Origin of the sequence: Candidatus Sulfotelmatobacter sp. (assembly GCA_036500765.1) — a bacterium.
GTDB lineage: Bacteria > Acidobacteriota > Terriglobia > Terriglobales > Acidobacteriaceae > Sulfotelmatobacter.
Genome location: DASYBM010000004.1, coordinates 1700083 through 1715569, shown reverse-complemented (window position 1 = coordinate 1715569; position 15487 = coordinate 1700083). Strand labels below are relative to the sequence as shown.

At 58.1% G+C, this 15487-nt stretch carries 14 protein-coding genes; 6 read left to right on the top strand and 8 right to left on the bottom strand.

Translation table 11 applies throughout. The annotated features are described in order from the left end of the window. Positions 1-84: 84 nt before the first annotated feature. The 4 genes from VGM18_10210 to VGM18_10195 all read left to right on the top strand — a co-directional run bounded on the left by VGM18_10210 (position 85) and on the right by VGM18_10195 (position 3313). Positions 85-789, top strand: coding sequence for a YggS family pyridoxal phosphate-dependent enzyme (locus tag VGM18_10210; GenBank protein HEY3973368.1), 705 nt, complete (start codon positions 85-87; stop codon positions 787-789). A gap of 141 nt (positions 790-930) precedes the next feature. After that, a complete protein-coding gene (locus VGM18_10205; GenBank protein HEY3973367.1) occupies positions 931-1275 on the top strand; it encodes a DUF167 domain-containing protein in 345 nt (114 codons plus the stop codon). Next, the gene (locus tag VGM18_10200; protein ID HEY3973366.1) at positions 1272-2543 is read left to right on the top strand and encodes an MFS transporter; all 1272 of its coding nucleotides are present in this window, start codon (positions 1272-1274) and stop codon (positions 2541-2543) included. The genes VGM18_10205 and VGM18_10200 overlap by 4 nt, the downstream gene beginning before the upstream one ends. Continuing rightward, positions 2543-3313: a DNA alkylation repair protein gene (locus VGM18_10195; GenBank protein ID HEY3973365.1), complete on the top strand. Its 771-nt coding sequence runs from the start codon at positions 2543-2545 to the stop codon at positions 3311-3313. Before VGM18_10200 ends, VGM18_10195 begins: the two co-directional genes overlap by 1 nt. A gap of 260 nt (positions 3314-3573) precedes the next feature. Here VGM18_10195 and VGM18_10190 read toward each other — a convergent pair whose 3' ends face one another. Next, positions 3574-4686, bottom strand: a complete 1113-nt coding sequence (locus VGM18_10190) for a heparan-alpha-glucosaminide N-acetyltransferase domain-containing protein (GenBank protein HEY3973364.1) — start codon at positions 4684-4686, stop codon at positions 3574-3576. A gap of 464 nt (positions 4687-5150) precedes the next feature. Between VGM18_10190 and VGM18_10185 the strand changes: the two genes are divergently transcribed. Beyond that, the gene (locus VGM18_10185; GenBank protein ID HEY3973363.1) at positions 5151-6260 is read left to right on the top strand and encodes a GNAT family N-acetyltransferase; all 1110 of its coding nucleotides are present in this window, start codon (positions 5151-5153) and stop codon (positions 6258-6260) included. A gap of 579 nt (positions 6261-6839) precedes the next feature. Here VGM18_10185 and VGM18_10180 read toward each other — a convergent pair. From VGM18_10180 to VGM18_10150, 7 genes are all read right to left on the bottom strand, one after another. Further along, complete coding sequence (locus VGM18_10180) at positions 6840-7694, bottom strand: c-type cytochrome (protein ID HEY3973362.1); 855 nt, start codon at positions 7692-7694, stop codon at positions 6840-6842. Continuing rightward, positions 7681-8208 carry a hypothetical protein gene (locus VGM18_10175; GenBank protein HEY3973361.1) on the bottom strand — a complete coding sequence of 176 codons (528 nt, stop codon included), beginning with the start codon at positions 8206-8208 and terminating at the stop codon, positions 7681-7683. The genes VGM18_10180 and VGM18_10175 overlap by 14 nt, the downstream gene beginning before the upstream one ends. Before the next feature lie 136 nt (positions 8209-8344). Beyond that, on the bottom strand, positions 8345-9601 hold the full coding sequence (locus tag VGM18_10170; GenBank protein ID HEY3973360.1) for an ABC transporter permease: 1257 nt from the start codon (positions 9599-9601) through the stop codon (positions 8345-8347). A 137-nt stretch (positions 9602-9738) separates the two neighbouring features. Continuing rightward, the gene (locus tag VGM18_10165; GenBank protein HEY3973359.1) at positions 9739-10641 is read right to left on the bottom strand and encodes a DUF4097 family beta strand repeat-containing protein; all 903 of its coding nucleotides are present in this window, start codon (positions 10639-10641) and stop codon (positions 9739-9741) included. Positions 10642-10738: 97 nt separating this feature from the next. Beyond that, positions 10739-11998 carry an ABC transporter permease gene (locus tag VGM18_10160; GenBank protein ID HEY3973358.1) on the bottom strand — a complete coding sequence of 420 codons (1260 nt, stop codon included), beginning with the start codon at positions 11996-11998 and terminating at the stop codon, positions 10739-10741. Beyond that, positions 11995-12426 (bottom strand): four helix bundle protein, encoded by a 432-nt coding sequence (locus VGM18_10155; protein HEY3973357.1) that lies wholly within the window; start codon positions 12424-12426, stop codon positions 11995-11997. The genes VGM18_10160 and VGM18_10155 overlap by 4 nt, the downstream gene beginning before the upstream one ends. A gap of 46 nt (positions 12427-12472) precedes the next feature. Next, positions 12473-13726, bottom strand: coding sequence for an efflux RND transporter periplasmic adaptor subunit (locus VGM18_10150; protein ID HEY3973356.1), 1254 nt, complete (start codon positions 13724-13726; stop codon positions 12473-12475). Between the two features lie 357 nt (positions 13727-14083). Between VGM18_10150 and VGM18_10145 the strand changes: the two genes are divergently transcribed. Then, complete coding sequence (locus VGM18_10145) at positions 14084-15469, top strand: hemolysin family protein (GenBank protein HEY3973355.1); 1386 nt, start codon at positions 14084-14086, stop codon at positions 15467-15469. The last annotated feature ends 18 nt before the right edge of the window (positions 15470-15487 follow it).

Sequence of the window (15487 nt, the reverse complement as noted above, 5' to 3'; positions counted from 1 at the left end):
ATAACCACGAAGGACACGGAGAGACACGAAGGAAATCTGGAATTCCCTCGTGCAACTTTGTGTCGTTCGTGGTTTAGTGTTTTTATGTCGATTGCGGAAAATATCGCGGCGATTCAGGAGCGGATTGCTTCAGCCGCCCGGCGAGCCAACCGCGAACCGGAAGGCATCGCACTGATGGCAGTCAGCAAAACCCATCCGCCGGAACGCATTCGCGAAGCTTATGCTGCTGGGTTGCGTCTGTTTGGGGAAAACCGTGTGCAGGAGTTTGCCGGGAAAGCAGGCGCGCTGGCCGATCTTGCAGCAGCCCAGTGGCACATGATTGGACACTTGCAGACGAACAAAGTTGCCACGGCAGCAGAGTTGTTCAGCGCGGTGGATTCGGTCGATTCGGTAAAGCTCGCTGAAAAGCTCGACGCGGCGGCCCGAGCATTGGGCAAGAAACTTGGCGTGCTGATTGAGATCAATGTCGGCGGCGAGAGTGCGAAGAGCGGTGTCGCGCCGGATTCGCGCGAACTGGAAGAATTGCTCGTCGCTGCGCCCCGATTCGAGGCGTTGGAATTTCGCGGACTGATGACCGTGCCTCCGTTCACTGACGATCCCGAGCAAGCTCGGCCAAACTTCCGCAAGCTGCGCGAATTGCGCGACACGATTGCCGCTCGCAAACTTCCTGCGGTTGGGATGGACGTGCTTTCCATGGGCATGTCGCACGATTTCGAAGTGGCGATCGCGGAAGGATCGACCTGCGTGCGGGTGGGGACCGCGATTTTCGGGGAACGAATAAAAACTTAACGCACTCTCAGTGTCCTGTCATCCTAAGCGGCTTTTTTTGCCGCGAAGGATATATGCATTAAGGTGGCGCCGGCGAGCTACATAGATCCTTCGCTTCGCTCAGGATGACCAGTGCTCTTATGAGGGAAATGTTTGCGATTCATGAAAACGGCGATGGGGCGAGGTTCGCGGTCAAGGTTCATCCTCGCGCGAAGAAAAATGCTGCGGCGAAGTGGGCGACGCGCTGAAATTGTCGTTGACCACGCCTCCGGTAGAGAGTCGAGCGAAAAGGCCCGCGTCGAATTGTTCGCGAAACTTTTGAAGGTGTCGCGATCTTCCGTTACCATTGCGTCCGGCTTGAACAGCCGGAATAAAGTAATTCGCGTGGCGGGAGTTACAGCGGAGTACGCGCGGAGCGATTGCGCGGCTGACGTCGACCAGCGCTTTCGCGCTGCATTTCGCTGGCAAGAGTACCCGCGCCACACAAATAATCAGGAGCTACTTTGACCTTCTCGCAACGCTTTGAGGAAATCCGCACCGGATTCGAGCGGCCGTTTTGGATTGCGAATATCAGCGAACTTTTTGAGCGGCTCTCTTATTACGCCGTGTTCGCCGTTCTGGCTCGTTACTTGCATGAAGGACTGCACTTTGATGTTCAACGCGCCAGCAGCCTCACTGGGATGTTCGGCGGTTGGGTTTGGATCATCGCGGTATTTGGCGGCGCGATCGCGGACCGCCTTGGTTTCCGCCGCGCCCTCTCGCTCGCTTATCTGTTTCTGACGATCGCGTATTTCTCCTTAGGTTCAATTGGCGCACAGTGGTTCGCGCCTGTGCGCGATGCCGTGCCTCTCGGGACGCTGGTCGCATTCGTGCTCGTGCTGCCGGCGCTGGGCGTCGCGCTGGTAAAGCCGAGCGTCGTAGGAACCACGGCCCGCGCCTCCAAAGAAAATGTCCGATCGGTGGGATACTCCATTTATTACACGCTGGTCAACGTTGGCAGCACAGCCGGACCCTATCTTGCTTCGTGGGTGCATCGACACGCAGGTATGGAAAGTGTCTTTCGCATGGCCGCCATCAGCGTGTTCGCAATGCTGTTCTTTGTTGTGCTTTTTTTTCGGGAACCACGGCAAGCCACCGACGCCCCCGCAGCCAGCCTCGCGCAAGTCGGAAGAAACTTTCTCACCGTTCTTTCCAACCCGCGCTTCATGCTTTTCTTGCTTATCTTCACGGGCTACTGGATAGTTTTCTGGCAGGAATTCATCGCCCTGCCGCTCTACATTTCCGGTTATATCGACGCAAAGGCAGATACGGAGCTGATTCTGGTGACCGATCCACTGGTCGTAATTTGTTTCACGATGGCGATCGGCTTCTTAACCAAGAAGATGCACGCTTTTCATGCCATCGTGTTGGGCACACTGATTTCCAGTCTGGCATGGATTTTGCTCATCGTGCATCCGTCGGTGTGGATGGCGGTGGCGACGCTGGTTGTAGTTGCGATCGGCGAAATCGTGCAGCAGCCGCGTTATTACGACTACATCTCTCGGCTCGCGCCGCCCGGGCAACAGGGCACGTATATGGGTTTCGCATTTCTACCGCTGGGCATCGGATCCTTAGTTGCGGGCAAATTTAGCGGATGGCTGATTCACCACTTCGGCGAAGAGAGGCACCGTCCGGAACTGGTCTGGTGGTCCGTAATTGCGGTCGGCATGGTTACAACTTTGTTGCTGTGGATTTATGACAGATTCATCCGGGTCGAGACGGAGGAAGTGAAGTAATGGCGCGGGCTTCTCAGAAGATCAAGCCGGCGCAACCCGAAACATTGTTCGGCACTCCGTTGGAGGTTGCAGAGCAGATTCGGATTGCACTGAAAAATGGCGGCTCGGCGGAGCATGCGGCTGGAGTGCAATGGTTTTTCAAGGAAGCGATAGAGTCGCACGGTTGGTATACGGCGGCCCTGCGGCGGGCAGCGCGGCGCTGCCGACTGGAAATTTTGCGGGAGCACGACTTCGATTTTCTGGTCGCGGTCGCGGATGAATTGTTTACAGGCCGAGTGCTCGAAGAAAAAGTCGCCGCCGTATTTTTGTTAGAGAAGCTGGACGATCGGTTTGGCGATCGCGAATTTCGCAAATTCGAGTCGTGGCTCAACCGCATCGGCAGCTGGGCCGATCATGATGGATTGGTGCATTGTCTGATCTCTCCCATGGTCGCGGCGAATCCGGCGCGAGTGGCGGATGTATTCCGTTGGGCAAAGTCACCGAAACGGTGGCACCGGCGGGCGGCCTGCGTGGCGCTGATCCGCGGAGCACGGGCGAAGATGTTTTTCCGTGAGATCGTAGACCTCTCCGATTCGCTGCTGGCCGACCGGGACGACATGGTGCAAAAAGGCCTCGGCTGGCTTTTGCGCGAGACGGCGAAATTTGATGCGAAGCGCACCGTACCGTATCTGACGAAGATTCGGGGGCGTGCTCCGCGGTTGGTGTTGCGTACGGCGTGTGAGACGCTGCCGGCGTCGGTAAGGAAGAAAATTCTCGCTACGAAATCATAGGGCCGGTTTGTACCGTCTCCTTCGACTGCGCTCAGGGCAGGCTCTACGGGACAGGTTCAATCTTTCTGACTTACCCCAGGGCATACGCCCCGGGCTAACACATGTCGCCGCTCCGCGACTGAAGCACCGCGACCATTACGCCTCTGCTCGAAGTCGACTTTCGAGATGCGCAACTTCATTTCAGAGATAACTGAGCCAGGCGTCGCTTCTTCGCTGCCGTACGCCAGCGAACCAGCGGCACAACGGATACAACGTCACCACTACAATCGCCCAGACCAGGTAGACGATCGGCAGAGAATATCCCCAGCCTGGTGGCTGGGTGAAAGGAAACTGACCGAGAGTAGGAGATTGGAACATCCAGTAGACGTGGCCGTAACGCGCGTAGCAGACTGCGATCGCAAGGAGATGAATGAGTGGGATGTGGAGCAGATAATAGAACATGGGGACTTTGCCGAAGATGAGCGCGGGCGCAGCCACCGGGGGGTTGCCGCATCCACTGCCCAAAGAAACAGTGTGGCTGGGCCCAGAGTCATCAGCAGATATAGCAGCGACGGTGGGTATTTCGTAGTGTTCAGAAATGACAAGACGGTGAAGGCCGCCGACCGTTGCGTGCTCCAGGGTTGCGGATCGCCATAAATGTTAATGGCGCGAAGAACGATAAACGCTGCCGTCAGGCCCACACCGAGACGCAACAGGAAAGTCCTGCGCCGATCGGCGGGCCAACTATAAATCTGCCCGAGACCGTAGCCAACCGCTGTGACGCCGATCCAGGGAATGAGCGGATAAGGCACGAATACGGTATGAGTCGGAGTCTCCAGCACGAAGCCGGGACCATGAAGGATCGACAATAGCCAGGATGTCGGCTGGACAGAGTCGAATAAGTTATGCGTGGCGATCATCACGACGCCGAAAGCCGTGACCGCAGCCGGCGGCAGATAAACCAGAGCGGAGAGCGCGATCATCGCCCAGCCCAGCGCCCACAGCACGATCAGCATGGTCACGTGATAATCGAAGTTGAATTGCCATCCGAGGTCGCGAGTGACCACCAACTCGAGAAAAATAAGCCACAGGCCGCGCGTAAAGAGGAAACTCGACAGTTCGCTCGTGGACTTTCGCCGGCGCGCCAGGAACGCGCCGGTTCCAGTGAGCAGAAAAAAAGTAGGCGCGCAGAAATGCGTGATCCAGCGCGTGAAGAAAAGCGGGATCGTGGTGGTCGCAGGGTCGGTCGGATTCACGCCGGAGTTACTGAAGAAATCGCGGGTATGATCGATGGCCATCAAGATCATGATGAGGCCGCGAACCACATCGATCGATTCGAGGCGGGCGCGCTTGGCGGCGACATTGACAGTGACGGATTCAGCGAGGGCAGACATCTTAGGGCCGTAGCAAGAAAGTCTAGCAAGAATTACGAGCGCCGTTCTCATGCGTGAACACTCGCTACTTCCCGGCCTTCTCCGTTTTTCGTTGTCCCTGTATCGAGGCGGGTTGTGCGGTGCCCGAGATTGATTTGCCTTACGCACAGGCTCATCATCCGATTGTGAGTTTATGCCACGATCTGCGAGCGAACGCCATATTTCTCTCCTGATGACTTGACCTTTGGGGAGGGACCGAAACGCCCGACTATGGTTTGGTGTGAATCAATAGGAAAGAACGGCAGTGCTGCCGGATTTCTTCCTCCCCGGCCGTTTTGCAGAAGCGCTATGCCTGCTGTGTTTGAATCGTCTTTGACAAGCCAGAAGCACACCTTCTATCTTGTTATTTCTGCGAAAAAAGGACCTCAATCATCAGGAGCGGCTGGCAGCCTGCTCTTCACAAAGTTGAAATTCCGGGAGGAAGTTTGCGCATTGTCCTGATGAAGAAGGTTCCAGAAGAGCCTCTTCTGCTGCGACGCTGGAACGAACTGGTCGTGCAGATGGAACGGCCCCAGGTGTTCTATACCTGCGAATGGGCGCTCGCTGTGCAGTCCGCTTACCACGCCGCTCTAAAGCCGCTTCTGTTCCTGGGTTACGACGAGGATGACCTGGTCGCTGTGGCTTCTCTTGCCACGGACGCGAGCGGCGACGAAGTGAGCTTTCTGGCCGCGAATACTGCGGACTATTGCGAATTCCTGTGTCATCCCCAGCGGCGCGCGGAATTCGTCGAGGCGATTTTCGATCGGCTGAAACAATTAAAGATGGGCACTCTGAAGTTGGCCAACCTGCCCGCCGACTCGGCGACTCCGAATGCGCTGCGCACCGCGGGCAAGAAGTATGGCTTTCACGTTCACCTGCGGCCGGCATACTCGTGCCCCCAGGTCGAATTGGGGTCGGCCGCGCAACGGCAAGAGTTCAAGACCATGGTGAAAGGCAAGCGACAGCTGCGCCGCTGCCTGCGCGCGCTGGAGCGTGAGGGCCCTGTGACCGCCACCTACCTTCACTCCTGGAACGAGATTCAGGCCGCGCTGCCCGCGTTTTTCGAAGCCCATGTGGCCCGCTTCCAGGCAAGACAGCGCACCAGTTTCCTCGAGACTGGCGAGCGCCAGCTCTTCATGGAGGATCTCGCCAAAAGGCTCTCCGACTCGGGAATCGTGACTTTCAGCAGCTTCAAGATCGCAGACCGGCCGGTGGCCTGGAGCTTTGGTTTCCAGTTCCACGAAGGCTGGTTCCTGTATCAGACGACGTTCGATATTCGCTGCGAAGAAAACTCTCCTGGCTATTGCCTGCTGGCGAAGATTCTGATCGAAGCCTGCGACATGAGTTCCATGGCGCGCGTGGATTTGGGGTTAGGAGCCGAGGGCTACAAGGAATGGTTCGCCAATAGCGCTCGGCAGACGCTTTACGCTGCCGTCACGGCCTCCACCGTACGTCACTGGCGCGAGATTACGAGATACCGGATTGCCACCGAAGTGAAACGCTCCCCCCGGCTCGAAGCCGCAATCCGCAACGGCCTGTCCCGATTAGGACTGTGACCATCGCCTGTCCGGCGGAATCCAATTCGGTCTGCATTTCACGCTTTTTTCTTTGCCGGAAGTATCTTTCTAGTTACTAATTGCCCCTCCATTTCCATTGACCGCCGCAGTTGGGGCGCTCAATCTCTTTATTAGGGGCATCGTGTCGAATACATTGGATCCCCTGGGCAAAGAGCTTCCGGTCTCAGCGAGCCCGGGAGAGTAACGACGGAGAAACCAGCATGACCGCCTATTCACAAATGGACTACGAAAGGCTGCTCGAGATCGCTGCCGAGGAGGCCCATACCGCGGGTCTGTCGAATGAAGAGTATGAGTCTTTGTCCATCGAACTTTGGCGTAAATTTGGCGCAGAGAGAGGACTTGCAGAGTACCACGCACCCGCAACAGTCTTACCTCGAACGGACTCGCACTGCCCGTTACGCAGCGCATTCCCAGATCAGAAGCCGAAACCAAGGCTGTATGCTGCGATCCTTTCGATGATTGATCGATAAACGATTGATCGATAAGCGATTGATCGATAAACGATTGATCGCAATAAGCTGCAACTCTACTCGTACCGCACCGCCCAATCAGCCAAGTCTATTTATGAACAGTCGCGCCCGCAGGGGATTGTCCAAGACCGGCGCCATAATATTCGGCTAAGGCGCGCCGCTCTTCCTCCGTAAGGTCAGATGCGATGCTGCGCATAGGCATGTCAATGTCATTGGCGCGAGTTCCGGCCGCGAATTTCTCGAGCTGCGTGAGAATGTAGTCGGCGTTCTGCGTCGCGAGGGACGGAGCCCCCATCTTATGACCGACCGGGCCGTGGCAGGCCTGGCACGGTGGAATCCCTCTCCCGGCGTCGCCGCTGGCGATGAGTCCCCCTGCTACCCCCGTATCGGCCGGTCTTAGCGGGGCTTGAGGGAATGCCCTCGTGTCCTGCGGGTCAGGGGAAGTCGGAAGCATGGAGTAATACGCCGCCAGGTCGGCGGAATCTTTGCCGGAGAGTACGGCAGCGATCTTCTGCATCACCGGCGATTCGCGTTTTGCGGATCGGAAATCTTCCAGTTGCTTCCACATCACCAGGGGATCCATTCCGGCTAAATTGGGGATTGCCGATTCCGCGCTGAAGCCTTCGGTCCCGTGGCAATGTTCGCAACGCCGCGCAATGAACAATCCGCGCAGAGCAGCGCCGGCGGAGGCAGTGGCGATGGTTTCTCTGGTCCAGGCAATATTGGAAGGAATTCGAAGTGGAGGGGGAACGTTTTCTCCCGCTCGATCTACGGCCGCGCCTAGGGCAGGAAGAAGCGAACTTGGCCAAACTGTAAGCGGTATGGCCAGAGTCAGAATGGCCGCCCCGACCCACCCGGCGCCGACCCATCTCCCGCCGACCCATCTCCCGCCGAACCATCCGGTGCGTTGGGATCCCAGAGCAGGTGCTTTAACGCGATTCACAGTTCACCCTTTGCGTCGAACTTAAAGACTGAAACTGGTTTTGGGAAACGACTATCAGCCGCGACCTCATGGCAAAGTGCCCAGGCCCGCAAAACTCGTGGCAAGGCATGGCGAAAGTCCCCAAGTGTGAAAACTGGAAGCTCGCCTGGCTCACCGCACCCGGCACAACCTCAATGCCGTGTTCTGTTCCGGCGATGGTCAGCATGTGCACCGCGTCCGCGCTGGTCAGGCGAAAGTGTACGGTGACGCCGGCGGGCACCAGCACGCATTGCGGCACAAAAAGATACTGTTGCGCAATCATTCTCACCGTGACCGAGCCATCCGGTTCCCGTGCCGATCCCAGGTTGCTCTCCACAAATTCTCCCTGCAAGTGCAGCGATGTCGGATCCAACCTGTTCTGAAGGCCGAGCCACCGGCCGGCCGCCCTGGCGAGAATGTCCGGAAATCGTATCGTGGCCAGCGTGAGCACCATCAGACCGATGGGCACAATGGTGCGGAGAATCTTTCCTTGCATAGATCGACCCTTCAAATTCTAGCTCACTCGACGAGGCCGCAGACGACTTGAGATAAAAGCAGGCAGGGCTCTACGGCTGCGCGATGATTGCAATGGAGGGCGATTGTACGTTTTGCGAAAAGAAGAATCCGCTGCCCTACTCGTACCGCAGCGCCTCGATTGGATTCAGGCGCGAGGCCTTCAGCGCCGGGAAGAATCCCGAGACGATCCCGACCAGCGAGAGAATCACGAACGAAATCATCATCACGCCCATCGAGGCGTGCAGGAAGATTGCGCCTTCGTGGTCGGCGGTTTTGTAGAACTCGTCGTAGAGCGGCATGGGCGGGATCGCCCACGTCAGCAGTTCGGCGACGGCCATACCGATCATGCCGCCCACGAATGTGAGCACCAGCGCCTCCAGCAGAAACTGCACCAGGATATGGCGTGGGCGCGCCCCAATCGCCTTGCGCAGGCCGATTTCGCGCGTGCGCTCGGTCACCGACACCAGCATGATGTTCATCACGCCGATGCCGCCCACGGCCAGCGTACACACGCCGATCAGTCCCAGCACCGCCTGCAACCCGTAGGAGAACGCGTTGACCATCGCGCGGTCTTCAATCGTGTCCCACTCCGGGGTGGCCTTATCGTCCTTGGGATCGAAGTGGTGCCGCCGCGCGATCACTTCACGAGCCGCGGCCAGCGCCTTCTTGTTGAGTTCCGGCGCGGTCGGCTGAATGATGATCTCGTCGGGATCGCGAATGTTTTTCAAATCACGCATCAACGCAAAGGGGATGAACCCGTTGTCGTTATCCGGTCCCTGATACATCGAGTCCTGAATTTTGTTGCGCATGGTGCCGATCACTTCAAAATCGAGGCCGCCGATTTCAACGTACTGGCCCACGCCGGGCGCGCCCTGAAACACTTTCTTGGCGGCCGCGTAGCCGAGAATCACCACCCGCCGATGGTCGGCGAAATCGCTCTCGTTAAAGTAGCGGCCATCGGCCAGATCGAGCTTGCGCATCTGACCATACGGCATATCGACGCCGCGTACCTGGATCGAAACCACGCGCGTGCCAATCTTGAATCCGAAGTCGCGGTCGATCTCTCCGCTCACCGCGCGCACAATGGGCACTTCGTCGCGAATCGCTTCCACGTCCTCGAGTTCGTACTTGACCGCCTTGCCGGCGCGTTGTCCGCCCGCCTGCATGCTGGTCTGCCCCGGCCAAATCACGATGACGTTGTTGCCCATGTTGAGGAACGCGTGCAACACGCATCCCCCGAGCCCCTGCCCGTAGGCCAGCAGCAGCACCACCGACGCCAGGCCCCACACGATGCCCAGCATGGTGAGCGCCGACCGCATGCGATCGCGCATCAGCGACTGCCAGCCTTGCGAAATGAGTTCCTTGAAGTACATCGTCGAGTCGTCAGTCGTCGGTCTTCAGTCGTCAGTGCGTAGTCGCCCGCCGATAGTCGGTGGCTGCGGCAGTTACCCCACCCTCGCCTGTCATCTAAGCATGACCAACGACTAACGACCGACGACCGACGACGGTCCTACTGAATATGAATATCTCCCGAGCCCGTGCGCACCCGCAGAAGCGGCCCGCCGCCGCGCACTTTGCCACGAATCTGTTTGTGCGAATCGCCGATGCGGCCCTGCACAGTCGTCTCTATGGGTTCGCCCACGTCGACCGTCCCGGAACTGGTTGAGATATCGGCATCGAAGGCTGCGTTGGAGGGCAGACGAACATGCACGTTGCCCGAGCCAGTCTGAATCTCCCACTCGCCCGTCTGCGTGCCTTCAGCTGTGACGTCGCCGCTTCCGGTCTCGCCATGAAAGCCGCCCTGGACGCCTCGCGCGGTAATGTTGCCCGAGCCGGTGTGCAGGTCGATGTCGCCCGCGGACGCTTCCTCGATCTCAACGTCGCCGCTGCCCGTGCCACCGCGTACCGGGCCCGAAATCTGCCGGGCCCGAATGTTACCCGATCCGGTCTGCAAGTGAATTTCGCCGGTCAGGTTGGCCAGCTTCACATCGCCCGAGCCGGTTTGCGTATCCACGTTGCCGCGTGTGCCTTCAATGGTCTGATCTCCCGAGCCACTGCGAGTGCGGACGACAGTGTCGGCGGGCACAGTAATCTCGTAATCGACCGAGATGTTGCGTATGTTGACGTAGTCGATGTGAATGCCATTGCCCTCCTGCCGGATGGGAGGATTCTGCTCGATCTGATGAACGTCGCCCTCGCGGCTGCCCATTAGCCAGTGATCGCCAACGTAGATTTTGCCGCGGATGAAGACCGATCCCGAGCCGCCGGCGCGAACCGTGACGTCGCCGGAGTGGGTGAGCACCTCGAGATCGACAGGGCCGCTTACGGTGAGCGTTCTTTCGAAGCTGCCCTGCGGTGTCGAAGCCATAGCCATCGTCGAGGAGAAAAGCACGACCAGCACGATCGCCGACATCGCAACTGATGTTGCGAATGGCGTTGCAAACGGGTTTGCAAATGGGTTTGCAAATGAAGATCGGCCGGACACGGATACAGAAGAGAGAATGCGATTTTTATTCATAGCGTAGTGACTCCACAGGTGTCATATCCGCGGCGCGCTGGGCGGGATACATGCCTGCGGTCACGGTAATCAACGAAAGTGTCAGAATCGAAGCGATAATCGAGATCCAGGAAACGATTGGGTGCGGAACGAAGTCAGGAAGCGGCAGCGCTTCCATAGCCGAACAGATTCCGATGCCGAAGCTGAGCCCAAGCACGCCGCTGACCACCGTGAGCATGGCTGACTCGGCGAAAAATTGGCGCAAGATATCGCGTTTCGTCGCGCCCATGGCCTTGCGCGTGCCAATCTCGCGGGTGCGCTCTGTGACTGACACGAGCATGATGTTCATCACGCCGATGCCGCCCAGGCACAGAGTCACAATCGCCACGCACCCGAAAAAGAGCGTAACCACGCCGAAAATCTTGTCCAGCAACTTGGCGCCTTCCATGGTGTCCCAAATAAACAGCGCGTCTTTGTCGAGAGCGTCAAAGTGATGCACGCGCGCCAGAACGCTTCGCACCTGAAGAACGGCCGCCTCGTGTTCTTCCGGATCGCCAACTTCAAAAACAATGTCGTCCAGATAGCCTCGCAAGATTCCAGCGCCGGGCTTGGTCGGCGGCGGAAAGTCGCGCGATATCGCCGAGTACGGCGCGAATAAGTAGTCGTTGTCGGGGCCGCTGTAATTCGAGTTCTGCTTTTTCTCCAGCAAAACTCCAACCACTAAATAAGGAACACTCTGCACCAGCACGGTCGCGCCGATTGCGGGCTGCCCCGGAAACAGTTGCCGGTAGGCTTTCGAACCCATCACCAGCACGCGCCGCGCCTCGCGCTCGTCGTCGTCGGTGATCCGCCGACCTTCTGAAATCTTCAGCGAGCGGAAATCCTGATAGGACGGCCACATCCCGACTACGCCACGACTCGCCAGATTGTATTGGCTCACTTCAGGAATCGTTCGCCGCAATTCGGGACTGACATTTCTGACCAGATAACATTCGTCGCGAATCAACTCCGCATCGCCGACGTTGAGATGAATCTCTCTGCCCGCGGCGCGCCCGCCCACCTGCGAACTGGTGCGTCCGCCCCACAGGATGACCAGATCCTTGCCCAGGCTCTGCATGTGCTTTTTCTGGTCGACGCTGAAGCCGCGCCCCAGTCCTACCAGGATAATCACCGACGCGATCCCCCACACGATTCCGAACATCGTGAGAAACGTCCGCATCTTGTGAGCCCGGAAGGTGGCAAAGGCCTGGCGCAGAATTTCGGAGAGAGTCATCGGAGTTGCGAGTCCTGAGTCGCGAGTCCCGAGTTCAGATTGTGCGGTCGGAAGGGCGTCTGTCTATCGTCGCCCAGCGATTCTTTCATTGACTTGATCAAACCGCTGAGCACCCTTCCCAGTTCGTCGGTCTGTTTAAGCAACTCGTCCACTCTTGCCTTCGACACATACTTTCGGTCTTGGGCGATCAAAAGTTGAGTTTCAATTTCGGCGAGCGAACCTCGCGCGAGTCGCAGGAATCGGACAAATTCTCGATTTGTGTAGTGAGCTTGTCCTTCCGCAATGTTGCTCGGAATTGAAACTGCCGCCCGTCGAAGCTGGCTCATCAACCCATACATCTCGTTTTGTGGAAACGAGTCGGTGACCCCGTAAACGCTTTTGACGAGCTCCATCCCTTTCTTCCACGCGACTAAGTCTCGATAACTCATGGTGAGCCGGACTCGCGACTCAGGACTCTCAACTCGGGACTAGGCTTTACTGCAACACCACCTGATCGCCTTCCTTCAGCCCGCTCAGCACTTCGGTCTTCGCGCCGTTGGAGATCCCAATGTTGACCGCCTTTTTATCCTTCCCGTCCTTGGCTTTCGGGTCTGGCACTTCAACCGACGCCTTCTTGTCTTTATCGTAGAGGATGGAGCCTTCAGGAATTTGCAGCACGTTCTTGTGTTCTTCGAGAATGATTTCGGCGTTGGCGGTCATCTCGGCTTTGAGCTCGCCGCCAGGATTCTGAATCGACACGCGCACTTCGAATGTCGTGACATTGTCTTTCTCCACACCCATGGGAGAAATTTTCGTTACTTTGCCCTCGAAGGTCTTGTCCTTAAAGGATTCCACCTTGATGCGCGCCCGCTGGCCCAGATAGACCTTCCCGATGTCGCTCTCGTCAACCTTGCCCTTCACATAGACTTCGCTGGTATCGCCCAGCGTCATGACCAGCGTCGCCGAAGAACCCAGCACCAGGATCGAGCTGACCGCGTCGCCCATTTCCACGTCGCGCGAGAGCACGATGCCATCGATCGGCGAAATGATGTCGGTGTAGCTGAGTTGCTCCTCAAGCTGGGTGAGGTTTGCCTGGTCCTGCGCGACCTGCGCTGTGGCCTGCGCAATCTTCGCCTTCAGCACAGTCACCTGCGCCTTCGAGACGTTCTGCTTGTTCAGCGCCATCTCGTAATTCTTCTCCGCGTCGTCGAGCGCCGAAGCCGAAACCACACCGTCCTTCGCCATGCCGGTCGCGCGGTCGTAGGCGCGTTTCAGCAGCGGAACGTCGGGGCCTTCGGCATCGACTTTGGCGCGTTCGAAGTCCGCCTTCGAACTATTTAGGTTGGCCTGAGCAGCTTCCAGCGCGGCCTTGGACTGTTCCACCTGCGCTTCAATCTCGACCTTATCGAGTTGAGCCAGCAATTGGCCTTTCTTTACGCGGTCGCCGTAGTCCACCAGAAGCTTCTTCACAATACCGCTGGCCTTGGACTTCACTTCGACCTTGGTGATCGGCGTGACCTTGCCGGTCGCCACCACGCTCTTGGCCAGGTCGCCTTTTTCCACTTTGGCGAGCTTCGACGGATCGATCTTAGTGCCGCCACGGGTCGCCGCGAAGACTCCGATGGCGATGAGGAGGACAATTGCCAGCCCGACGCTACCCCAGATAATCAGTCTGCGACGCTTCTTCTTAGTATTGCCGTTACCGTTCACAACGCCTCCTAAATTGTTACTGCGAATTGTTGCTGCCAAGTGGGATAAGGAGCGCTTCCGCTGCTCTCAAAGGTTTGTACGGGCCCGGTATTGCTTTTGTTCCTGCGATTTCAGAACTATGATTGAATTTCTGTCCGGATGCGGCAGTCGCCGCCTCGTTACTGCTAACCCATCGCCCGCCTGCCCAGTTAGACCGAGGGTCTCATAATAAGGATAGCCGATCCAGCCCCAATTTTTGTGACCCGCACATGAAAAGTAGCGCCGCCGTCCCGGCGGCTGTCCGGCGGGACGTCCTCGCCCGCCGCGCCGAAAGCGCAACCGGTGACGCAGCATTCCTACTGAGAACTCAGAACCGAGAACTGAGAACGGCCTTTGAAATGTTAGAATTGCTCTTCCATGATCGCCTTTGTGCTGCTCCGGGTCTTTCTGATCCTTCTCCTGGTGGCAGCCAACGCCTTCTTCGCGGCAGCAGAATTTTCCCTGGTCAGCGTACGCGATACTCGCATCCAGCAGCTCATCGCCCAGGGACGCATTGGTGCGCGCATCGTGCAGCGCCTGCATGCCCACCTCGACGAAGTTGTCAACGGGGTTCAGCTCGGCATCACCATGGTCAGCCTCACTCTGGGTTGGATCGGCGAACCCATGGTCGCCCGCCTCGTCGAAGGCATGCGATTTGTCCATGAAGTTCCGCACGCCGCTGTCTACGCTCATGCTATCGCCATCGGCATCGCCTTTACCCTGATCACCTACATGCACGTGATCCTCGGCGAACTGGTGCCGAAGACGCTGGCTTTGCAGAGGGCCGAGCAGGTCGCCCTTGCCGTCGGCGCGCCGATGGAGGCTTTCCTTGCCATTGCCAGCCCCATCCTCTTCTTTATGCGTCGATCCGGCGGCCTCGTTTTGCGTTTGTTCGGAGCCCAGCAGGCGCGCCGCGGCGGCGCGGTGCACTCGCCCGACGAACTCAAGCTCATCGTGACCGCCAGCCGGCAGTTTGGCCAGATCCCCGAATTCCAGGAAGAGATGATTCACAGCGCCATTGAACTCGACAGCATTACCGTGCGCGAGGTCATGGTCGCCCGCCCCGATATTTTTTCCATTCCCTCAGACCTGATACTCGACGAAGCGCTGGCCCGCGTCGTCGAGGGCCAGCACTCCCGCATCCCGGTCTACGATCCACAGCGCGGGCCCGAACACATTGTCGGCGTCCTTTATTACAAAGATCTGATGCGCTGGATGCGCCTGCGCCTCAGCAATCTCGGCCAATCCACCTCGACGCGCATCTCGCGTATGCAGATCAGCCAGATCATGCACGACGTGCTGGTTGTGCCCGAAACGAAAGTCTTGGCCGAATTGCTGGCCGAGTTCAAAGAACGCCGCCGCCACCTCGCCGTGGTAGTCGACGAATTCGGCTCGACCGCCGGCGTGATTACAGTCGAGGACATCCTCGAACAACTGGTCGGCAATATCGAAGACGAATTCGACGTTTCTCCGCGCGAGCCCGCGTTCGAAGATGAGTCGGTGATGGTGCTCGAAGGCTCAGTCAACATTCGCGACCTCGAAGCCCAGTACGGCCTGACCCTGCCGCGGGACGCCGGTTTTGAAACCTTAGCCGGATTCATCCTCGCCCGCCTGCAAAAGATTCCGGCCCTGCACGATTCCTTCGAATACGATGGCCGCCGCTACACCGTCGAAGAATTAGACGGCCACCGTATCGCCAGAGTAAGAATCGAGAAAACCGCCAAAGTCGAAGACGAAGCCGAAGCCGAGGCCGCAAGGGGGTAGGCGACTAAGCGCAGCGCC